Raw genomic sequence first — 9191 nt, 5'->3', positions numbered from 1 at the left:
GCCTGTTCACCGCAAGCCCCACGTCGGGGAGGACTGCCTTCTCTTGCAGAGCCGGAAGGGCCTCAAAACTCTCCATCTCGTCAATTGCGACAGAGCATAGAGTTTTGGTGCCCGCGGCCACACGCTGCGCGTGACTTGGTTCCCGAGTCGGCCCCTTGCCCTTGCTCGTAAAAATCTGCGCCATGGTGCGCATCCGCTTCTGGCGAGGGGCGACCTCCAAGCCGAGTTGCCGCATGTACGAATCAGGGTCAAGCTCGATCGACCTCCGCACGGCGGGCCAAGTGGGATCATTCAGCAGAGCGGGCAAGGCCTGCCGATAGTGCGCCAGAACCATCGTGACGGCTTCTGCCTTGTCCTCGCCGCGCAGCTTCTGCGCAGGAGGCGACAGCCCATGGCGGATACCGACCTCGGTGTAGAGGGTCTCGCGCCACCTATTGAGCTGAGCGGGACTTCCACACACTTTTCCGCCCTGCATTCGACCTTCCAGGAGCGGAAGCACCAGCACATGCATGTGCGGAGCACCTTCATCCAAGTGCACATCGGCGCTCAGGATGTTGCGGGGATCGCAAAAGTGCCGGCCCATCCAGGCCAGGCAATCGTTGAAATAGGCGCGATGGTTCTCCGCATTGAAACCGGGCGGCAGGCTAAAGATGACCTCCACGGCGAGCACCACGTTTTTTCGCAGTGGCTTGAGGCCGCGGCCCTTGCCCAGGCCTGCAGCACGCAGCATCGCCCGGGCAGCATGCGTGATCGCCAGGCTCGCGCCGTGACCGGCGTCCGGGCCGGCCAGGGCGTAGTTCAAACGAACGCGCTCTGGGTCAATATGCGGTTGAAGACGCTCGCGCTTGTTATGGCGCCCCGCTTCCAGCAGTTGTCGGAAGGTATGGATACGCCCAATGCGCATGACGCCGCACAGGGCTGGAGCGGCCATCCGTTATCCCTCAATGCCCAGGAGGCGGCGCAAGTCGGCCACAGGCCACGCAAGGCGACCATGGACCCGAATCGGGCGCAGGGGACCGTTTTCATGACAGGCCCAGAGGCGAAGCGTCTGCGGCTTGCGGTTGAGGTGGATTGCAGCTTCGGTGGTCGGCAGTGCTGCGCGGGTTTCCTGGATCAGGGGCTTGATCGAAACCATGGGGGCTCCAGCAAGGGGGAGCCAACTCAGTTTTCTTTGAGTGCATGACATCCCCCGGATTGACGGGAAATTGCCAAGCACTCCTGCGCTACAGCCTTCTTGCGCACTCCTGCCGTATCGACCACAGATCGGTCAAAAGGCTGGATGCACGTACATATGTTAGTGGGCGCGTTGAAATAGTCAAGACGCAGACGGTGATTGCCAAGGGCCGAGGCGGCGCCTGTGGTCGCGGAGATGAGGCCACGCCTACATGGGCAAGCGATTTAGCACTGCTCCAGGCGCACCACGGTGCGGTAGCCGATGGCATGTGCATGGCGCTCACACTGCGCTGTGACGGCGTCGCCTTGCCGCCTTCCAGGCTCGGCCTGAAGGTGCAGGGTGGTGGCCCATTAGTTTGTGTTATCGCTTTTTTGCCACTATGTGCAGCTTGCCCGGTTCGGTTTGGGCGTCAAACTGCACCTCAGCCTGTTCCAAAATCCATGCCTCGATGCGCTCATGGTGCAGGCGCAGCAGGTCAAGCGGGCGCACGGTGTAATGCTTCTCTGCGGTCGCGCTGGGTTTGTGGCCTTGAATCTGTGCAACCACGCCAGCCGGGATGTCCAGCCATTCGGTCAGACTCTTGAAGCTGCGGCGCAGGCCATGAAATGTCAGTCCCTCGATGCCCGCTACCTTGCAGGCTGTGGCGTGGGCGTGGTGGGGTTTGGCAATGGGCTGCGCAGCCTCGCCCGGCTCGCGCACAGTCCCTGCAAAAACCCATTCGCTGCGGCGCGGAAGGGCTGCTAAAAGGTGCCACACGTAGGGCGTCAAAGGAATGATGCGCTCGCCCTCCACCTTGTCGCGGATGGTCAGCCCTCGCCATTGGGTGTTGATGTCCTCCCAGCGCATGGTCAGCACCTCGCCAGGGCGTGCACCCGTCATTAGCAGCGTTTGCAGATAGGCCGATATGGTGGGGTTACCGACGGCGCACACGGCAGAAAACCATGCGGGAAGCTGTTCGCGCAAAAGGGAGTCCTGCTTCACCCCGGCCTTGCCCAGCGCCTCACGGGCGCGGCGAGTCTTGGCGGGGTTTTGGGCTGGTACCACGACGGCATATTGCGGGTGCTCTGCGCACCACGTCAGGAAGGCCCGTAGCAGTCGCCAGGATAGTCGTGCAGGGGTGGGGCGGGTCTTGGCCTGCTCAGCGGCCCACGCCTCGATAACGGGGGCTGTTAGGTCTTGCAGGCGCATTGCCATCAAGGGGTGAAGGGGCCCGGCAATGGTCACGCCACGGCCACGGGTGCCACGTTTGGCAACCTCGCCACCAGCACGGGCTAAGCGCTCATGGTCTTTGTGGTGAAGGGCCCCCCAGTGAGGGGCGCGCTCGGCAATGTAAGAGGCCCACACTTCGCCTACCGTTATGGCCTGGGCTGCTGCGGCGGCTTGTCGTGCGGCGTGCGCGGTTTCCTGTTGGCGTTTTACTTCGCGTGGGTCCTGTCCACTGTCCACCAGCAGGGTTAGTCGGGTTGCTTCGGCGCGAGCTCCGGCCAGCGGCCATGCTTTGCAATCGCCGATGGTCAGGCGCAGAGTCCTTCCATGCAGGCGGCTTTCAAAGGCGTAGGTCTTGCGCCCAGTCGGTGTCGCACGCACTGCAAGTGCGGGCGCATCGGTATCCCAGAGGAATGCTTGCCCCTTGCCGGGCGGGCACATAAAGGCGTCAACGCGCCCGGCGGTCAGTCTCACGCGGCTAGTGGTTTCGCTCATGGCGTCTGTAGGCAACTTGTAGGCAATCTGTAGGCAAATTCTTGAAATACGCCCATGTATTAATCAACAGTGGTTGGTCTTGAATGTTATGTAAGGTGTTGATTTATATTGATTGTATCTGCGGTATTCAACAGCGGCAAACGTCGTTTACCATGGACTCATAATCCTTTGGTCGTCGGTTCAAGTCCGCCACGCCCTACCAAGTGCACATAAGGAAACCATGCTGCTTAATTGATAGTGTGGTTTTCTTTTTTGTTGCTTGTTGGCGATTTTTCGGCAACTTTGGCGGTGCTGCGACCGGTAGCAGTCCATTTCGCCGGGTTACTGCCCTGTGGACGCCAGAGTGGCGCCATTGGGTAGATTGCGTTTTCTCGGTCATTGGCGCCCAAATTCTCGAAGTGCGGCACTTTGAACTAGGCGGCCAAGCGCTGAAGGCCTATTCCCCTTATAACCTGCGCAGCGCCGGCCATGCCGCCAGTGCGGCCAGTAGGCTGAGCAGCAGCAAGCCCCACTCGGTGAGCGTGGGAATGGGCTGTGCGCCAACGCTGCCCATGCTGCCCACGCCCCCGGGTCGTTGATGACGCCGCCAGTGCTCAGATCGCCATCGCCCGCACCGCCGTCGGTCAGAGTCTGCGTGACGCGGTGGCACTTATGCAACCGTCTGCTAACTGGTACGGCTGCACCCTTTAGACACAGGCCTGGGCGGGCAAGTCACTGTGCCCCCATCGGCGGGGGGGCGGCGCAGGTGGTTGTCGCGAGGCTGCTGTCAAGGGGGGCTGCAGAGCTTTAGGTGACCACCAGTGCCACCCGAGGCGAGAGCAAGGCTGCCTGCACCATGGGGTGGGATAAAAGGGGGGCATGAAAGGCGATCGTTTTGTTGTCGGCAGTGCAAGGGAGTGCTGGTGCGCCGTTCACCAAAATGGTTCAAAGTGTAAGAAGGCCCTATGGTGGGGTCCATCGCACAAATGGACTAGTCGCCTTCGGATGGCACCGCCGGATGGGGTGCGGATCACCCGCAACCGTCGGAATGCACCTGGATGATGGTGGAGTCCAGACTCAAGGCTTGCACACAAGGTTGGCAGCGTTGGCGACGATCGGCTGGGTGGCTGGGTCGGCTACAGTGCCTCCAAGGCAGCGCTGAACATGGTGCTGAAGACTGTGGCTATAGAGATGGCCCACACTTACCCGCAGTCGGTGGTCGCGGCGGTCGGTCTTGTCGGCCCCGCTTCGCGGCGCGCAGATCGAGCGGCCCGCCAGCGACGGCGCGTGCGGCCTACCGGCTGTGCTTGATGGCTTGCCGCCGCAGCACAGTAGCTGCTTCTGGGTCAGTGACGGTCAGCGCCTGCGCTTGTGCCCCATCGCAACGATTGAAAGGAAACGCACCATGCGCATTCTGCTTACCGGCGGCACTGGCTTGATCGGCCGAGCACTGTGCCAGCACTGGCAGCGACAGGGCCACGACCTTTTTGTATGGAGCCGCGACCCGGGGCAAGTACCGCGCCTGTGCAGCGGCGCGCAGGGCGTCGCACAATTGCAAATGCTCAACGGCAGCGGGCCGCTGGACGCCGTGGTCAACCTGGCGGGTGCACCGATTGCCGATCGCCCTTGGACGGCAGCGCGGCGCGATTTGCTGTGGCGCAGTCGTGTAGATCTGACGCGTACTCTGGTCAACTGGATGGGCGAGCAAGCCACGCCGCCGCGCGTGCTGCTGTCGGGCTCGGCCGTCGGCTGGTATGGCGACGGTGGCGAGCAATGGCTGACCGAGGACAGCCCGCCGGGCAATGCCGACTTCGGCAGCCGCCTATGCGTGGCCTGGGAGCAAGAGGCTGAGCGTGCGCGCCAGTGGGGCATGCGCGTGGTGCTGCTGCGCACCGCGCCGGTGCTGGCCCCGCAGGGGGGCATGCTGGCGCGGCTGCTGTTGCCTTTCAGGCTGGGCCTGGGCGGGCGCCTGGGCAGTGGCCAGCAGTGGATGCCCTGGATCCATTTGGACGACCAGGTGGCTCTCATCAACCACTTGCTGCTACACGACGCCTGCAGCGGCCCTTTCAACGCCTGCGCACCCGAAGCGGTGCGCAACACCGATTTCACCCAGACCCTGGCGCGCACGCTGCATCGTCCGGCGCTGTTGCCTGTACCCGCCTGGGCTCTGCGTATGGCGTTGGGCGAAATGTCGGTGCTGCTGCTTGGCGGCCAGCGGCTGGTTCCGCGCCTCACGCAGGAGGCAGGATTTGCCTGGCGCTATCCCAGCTTGGCCGAGGCGTTGAAGCAACTGCTGGCCAGTCCACGTGGTGGCGCTCTTGAGTAAGGGGATCAGCATGTCTGGCGCCGTTCTGTGAACTCTGCCAGAACTGCCAGCAGCGCTTCTCCGCCGACAAGCAGTGGGCGTCTATTCTGGAGCGGGCAATCATCCGGCGCCCAGCACCAATGATGGTGCCATAGCTAGTGATTGTGTTCAGTGCGCTGGATCCTGACGCGTGTGCGTCACCCAGATCAGGGCGCGGGTATCCACTCCCAGCGCTTGGGCGCGAGCAACGATGGCATCGCGCTGCGCCGCGCCCAGTTGTTTGTCACGCGCCAGAATCCAGCAGTAGCTGGTATCAGGGCCCAGCACCAGCGCCCAGCGGTAGTCGGGGTCAAGCGCCGCGACGTGGTAGCCGCCGTAAAACGGGCCGAAAAATGACACCTTGAGCGATCCGGTGGTGGGCGCTCCCGTGAACAGCGCCTTGCCAATGGCTTCGCGCCATTGGCCCGATGCTGGGGCAAAGCCGCGATTGACCACACGCACGCCGCCATCCGCCTGAGGGGTATATGTGGCGGACACATCCGTCATGCCGCGCTCGAACGAGTGGTCCAGCCGGGCCAACTCATACCAGCGTCCCTGGTAGCGCTGCAGATCGAACGGTGTGACAGCCTCCACGCCGGGTGGGGGCCCGATATTTGCGCAGCCGGCCACCACGGCGGCGCATGCCATCCACAGGGTCCACATACCGCCACGGCAGTATCGGACGAGTGCACGCTCTACAGAACACAGGAAAGCCGAAAGCATGTGCATGTGATGTCCTTGATCGCTGGGTGAATCAGTGCATGCGGCGCCATTGCGCCACCAAGGGTTGAAGCCCCGCCAGGTGCTGAACGGGAGTGATCCCTTCCAGAGGTTTCTGGTACAGCGCCGTGCATGAGCCGCCCACCCACACTGCGGTGGAGGGGGACAGCTGGGCCCTCAATTCGCGCAGGCTGGCCAGGACGGCCGTACCGTTGTGCACATTGCTGAAACTCAAAGCGACCACGTCGGCTCGATGGGCTAGTGCGGCTTGTGCTACGTCTCTTACGGGCGTCTGTGTGCCCAAGGACACGCAGGTGCAGCCCTCCAATGCCAGCAGTGCTTCAACCATGAGCAGCCCCAGGCTGTGCAACTCCTGGGGGAGGGTGGTAAGCAGGACCTTGGGGCCTTGCGGTACGGGCAGCGGCGCCAGTGATGCAATCGCGTTGCGTAGAACCCCGGTAATGACCTCGGTGAAGAGGTGTTCCTCGAAGACTTCGAAGCGCCCTTGTGCCCAGGCCTCCCCCACGGCGACGGCCAGGGGCGCCACGAGGTCTGTGACGAACGGAGCGAGCCCCATGCGCAGCTGCGCATGACTCAGCGCATGCCGCAGGGCTTGCGGATCGTGCGCTCCGATGGCGTCAAGAAGAGGCGTAAGGGTCGCCAGTGGTGGAAATTCTTGGAAATTTGTCCTGGACAAAATGCCGGCGGATGCTGTGGGTCTCTGGTTCAGCAGCGACTGCAGTCCCGCACTGTCCAGGCCCACTACCTTGCCTGGGCGCGCCCCTGTATCCAGGAGACGGCGGATCAGCTTCAGCCGTTGCACTTGTTCGGCAGGGTACAGCCGGTTCCCGGCGCCATCTCGCAAGGGTTGCGGGAATCCATAGCGTCTTTCCCATACGCGCAAGGTGTCCTTGGCAAGGCCTGTTTCGCGCTCCACTGCCGCAATCGGCAAGCCTGTGCTGTCGGGGGGGGCAGGCGTGCTCATGCGCGGACCTTCACGAGGCGTACAGGTATCAGGCGGATTCTGAAAGTCATGGACAAAGTGTAGGGTTTGATTAAATTGTCTAGGACAAAAATAGTCCTGTCCACTACATTACGCCAAATACCCGCGTACAGAGCTATCTCTGGCATTGCGCCGGGGGTTGGAGTGATCATGCAAATCGCCATCATTGGTTCGGGAGTTTCAGGCTTGGCCGCAGCACACCGCCTGCGGGCCCAGGCGCGTGTCACGGTGTTCGAGGCGGGCAGCTACTTCGGAGGTCATACCCACACGGTGGACGTGCGCCTGCCGGACGCTGGCGGGCAGGCGGTAACGCATGGCGTCGATACCGGCTTTTTGGTGTTCAACGAACGGACCTACCCCGGACTGATTGCCTTGTTTGACGAGCTGCAGGTTCCCACCGTGCGTTCGGACATGTCGTTCTCGGTGCAGGTGCCCGGCGCTGGCGCACTGGGGGCGCAGACGCTGGAGTGGAGTGGTGCCAATCTGGCTACGGTGTTTGCCCAGCGCCGCAACCTGCTGCGTCCGCGTTTCTGGGGCATGTTGCGCGAGCTGCTGCGCTTCAATCAGTTGTGTACCGCTTTGGCAGAGTCAGGTGAAGAGGCGGCGCTGGCCCAGCCGCTGAGCGCGTTTCTGGCGCGGCATGGCTTTGGTCCAGCGTTTCGCGATTGGTACTTCCTGCCGATGTTGGGCAGCATCTGGAGTTGCCCCACCGACCAGATGCTGCGCTTTCCCGTGGCCACCATGATCCGTTTCTGCCACAACCACGGGCTGATTCAGGTGAACAACCGCCCGCAGTGGTTCACGGTGGCGGGTGGCGCACGCCAGTACGTACACAAACTGTTGCAGGGGCTCGATGCCCGGCTGGCCATGCCCGTGGAGCGCATCGTGCGCGATGCCGCTGGCGTGCAGGTGCATGCGGGGGGGCAAAGCGAGCGCTTCGATGCCGTGGTGCTGGCGGTGCACAGCGACCAGGCCCTGCGCCTGCTGGCGCAGCCGACCGCGCTGGAAACCCAGGTGCTGGGTGCCATCCGCTACCAGCCCAATCGCGCGGTGCTGCACACCGACACGCGTGTGATGCCGCGGCGGCCCAGCGCCTGGGCCGCCTGGAACTACGAGCGCGCGGCCAGCAATGAGCGTGAATCGGCGCGCGTGTGCCTGCATTACTGGCTCAATCGCTTGCAGCCTTTGCCTTTTGCCGACCCCGTGCTGGTCTCTCTCAATCCGACGCGTTCGATTGCGCCGGAGAAGGTGCTGGCCGAATTCGACTACGACCACCCCGTGTTCGATCTGGCCGCCATTGCCGCCCAGGACCAGGTGCCGCAATTGCAGGGCGTGCAGCGCACGTGGTATTGCGGTGCTTGGACGGGGTATGGCTTTCATGAAGACGGCCTGCAGTCGGGCTACCGCGCCGCTGATCTGCTGCAGCAGCAGTTGCGCCAGCGGGAGGCCGCATGACCCCTCCAGTCACCGCGGTGACCGGCAACCGGCCGCACATCGGCTTCGGTCATGTGTGGCACACCCGGCTGCGCCCGCGCCGCCACCGTTTCATTGTTCCGACCTTCTTCCTGCTGCTGCCCATGCGCACGCTGCGCGCGCAGCCGGCGGCCGCGGGCGTGCTGGCGCTGAACCGGCCGGGCGCTTTGGCATTTCGCGATGCCGACCACGGTGATGGTCGCAGCCCGCAAGCCGGAGGGGCATTGGCCTGGCTGGAAGAGCTGCTGCGCAGCGAAGGAGTTGCTGACGCGCAGGGTGAAATCTGGCTGCATTGCTACCCGCGCGTCGTGGGCTACAGCTTCAAACCGGTGAGCTTCTGGTACTGCCACCGCAGCGACGGCAGCCTGCGCGCCATCGTGGCCGAAGTGAACAACACCTTTGGCGAGCGCCATGCCTACCTGCTCGACACACCGAGGTACGGCCAGGAGCTGCGTGCGCGCAAGGTGTTCCATGTGTCGCCGTTTTGCCCAGTAGAAGGCGGCTACCGCTTTGAGTTCAAGCGCAGCGGCGCCCAGGGGTTGCAGTCCACCCGCGTGCGCATTGACTTCGACGATGCCCAGGGCCCGCTGGTGCTCACCGGCGTGGCAGGGCGCCTGCAACCTCTGGACGCCAGCAGCCGCCGCCGCGCGCTGTGGCGCTATCCGCTTCTGACACTGGGCGTCATTGCCCGCATCCACTGGCATGCACTGCTGCTGTGGATCAAGCGCGCGCCCTTTCATCCCAAACCCACGCCGCCCGCACGGCCCGTGACCCGATCTTCCTCGCCGAGCACTTGA

At 63.5% G+C, this 9191-nt stretch carries 9 protein-coding genes; 3 read left to right on the top strand and 6 right to left on the bottom strand.

All coding sequences use genetic code 11. The features are described from left to right. From BP68_RS18505 to BP68_RS18490, 4 genes are all read right to left on the bottom strand, one after another. Positions 1-931 (bottom strand): plasmid recombination protein (locus BP68_RS18505; RefSeq protein WP_496374524.1); only part of this gene is annotated, 931 nt, incomplete at its 3' end. A gap of 3 nt (positions 932-934) precedes the next feature. Beyond that, complete coding sequence (locus BP68_RS18500; protein WP_496373489.1) at positions 935-1135, bottom strand: DNA-binding protein; 201 nt, start codon at positions 1133-1135, stop codon at positions 935-937. A 399-nt stretch (positions 1136-1534) separates the two neighbouring features. Further along, positions 1535-2875: a tyrosine-type recombinase/integrase gene (locus BP68_RS18495; protein WP_496374522.1), complete on the bottom strand. Its 1341-nt coding sequence runs from the start codon at positions 2873-2875 to the stop codon at positions 1535-1537. A 445-nt stretch (positions 2876-3320) separates the two neighbouring features. Beyond that, positions 3321-3428, bottom strand: a complete 108-nt coding sequence (locus tag BP68_RS18490) for an IPTL-CTERM sorting domain-containing protein (protein WP_496374520.1) — start codon at positions 3426-3428, stop codon at positions 3321-3323. A gap of 831 nt (positions 3429-4259) precedes the next feature. On the opposite strand from BP68_RS18490, the gene BP68_RS18485 reads away from it, so the two are divergent. After that, the gene (locus BP68_RS18485; RefSeq protein WP_496374518.1) at positions 4260-5180 is read left to right on the top strand and encodes a TIGR01777 family oxidoreductase; all 921 of its coding nucleotides are present in this window, start codon (positions 4260-4262) and stop codon (positions 5178-5180) included. A 147-nt stretch (positions 5181-5327) separates the two neighbouring features. Here the strand turns inward: BP68_RS18485 and BP68_RS18480 are convergent, their stop codons facing one another. Both BP68_RS18480 and BP68_RS18475 read right to left on the bottom strand, forming a co-directional pair. Continuing rightward, positions 5328-5927: a lipocalin family protein gene (locus BP68_RS18480; protein WP_496374516.1), complete on the bottom strand. Its 600-nt coding sequence runs from the start codon at positions 5925-5927 to the stop codon at positions 5328-5330. 25 nt (positions 5928-5952) lie between these two features. Next, positions 5953-6903, bottom strand: a complete 951-nt coding sequence (locus BP68_RS18475) for a MerR family transcriptional regulator (RefSeq protein WP_496374514.1) — start codon at positions 6901-6903, stop codon at positions 5953-5955. Positions 6904-7071: 168 nt separating this feature from the next. Between BP68_RS18475 and BP68_RS18470 the strand changes: the two genes are divergently transcribed. Together BP68_RS18470 and BP68_RS18465 are read left to right on the top strand one after the other, a co-directional pair. After that, the gene (locus BP68_RS18470; RefSeq protein WP_496374512.1) at positions 7072-8376 is read left to right on the top strand and encodes an NAD(P)/FAD-dependent oxidoreductase; all 1305 of its coding nucleotides are present in this window, start codon (positions 7072-7074) and stop codon (positions 8374-8376) included. Then, positions 8373-9191 carry a DUF1365 domain-containing protein gene (locus BP68_RS18465; RefSeq protein WP_496374510.1) on the top strand — a complete coding sequence of 273 codons (819 nt, stop codon included), beginning with the start codon at positions 8373-8375 and terminating at the stop codon, positions 9189-9191. The genes BP68_RS18470 and BP68_RS18465 overlap by 4 nt, the downstream gene beginning before the upstream one ends.

It is taken from the genome of Diaphorobacter oryzae DSM 22780 (genome assembly GCF_059568935.1).
This window is presented reverse-complemented; position numbering and strand designations above follow the sequence as displayed.

Coding starts and splice junctions, on each gene's coding strand:
- BP68_RS18500 (WP_496373489.1), bottom strand. CDS start 1,135: ATGGTTTCGATCAAGCCCCTGATCCAGGAAACCCGCGCAGCACTGCCG.
- BP68_RS18470 (WP_496374512.1), top strand. CDS start 7,072: ATGCAAATCGCCATCATTGGTTCGGGAGTTTCAGGCTTGGCCGCAGCA.
- BP68_RS18465 (WP_496374510.1), top strand. CDS start 8,373: ATGACCCCTCCAGTCACCGCGGTGACCGGCAACCGGCCGCACATCGGC.
- BP68_RS18495 (WP_496374522.1), bottom strand. CDS start 2,875: ATGAGCGAAACCACTAGCCGCGTGAGACTGACCGCCGGGCGCGTTGAC.
- BP68_RS18480 (WP_496374516.1), bottom strand. CDS start 5,927: ATGCACATGCTTTCGGCTTTCCTGTGTTCTGTAGAGCGTGCACTCGTC.
- BP68_RS18485 (WP_496374518.1), top strand. CDS start 4,260: ATGCGCATTCTGCTTACCGGCGGCACTGGCTTGATCGGCCGAGCACTG.
- BP68_RS18490 (WP_496374520.1), bottom strand. CDS start 3,428: ATGGGCAGCGTTGGCGCACAGCCCATTCCCACGCTCACCGAGTGGGGC.
- BP68_RS18475 (WP_496374514.1), bottom strand. CDS start 6,903: ATGAGCACGCCTGCCCCCCCCGACAGCACAGGCTTGCCGATTGCGGCA.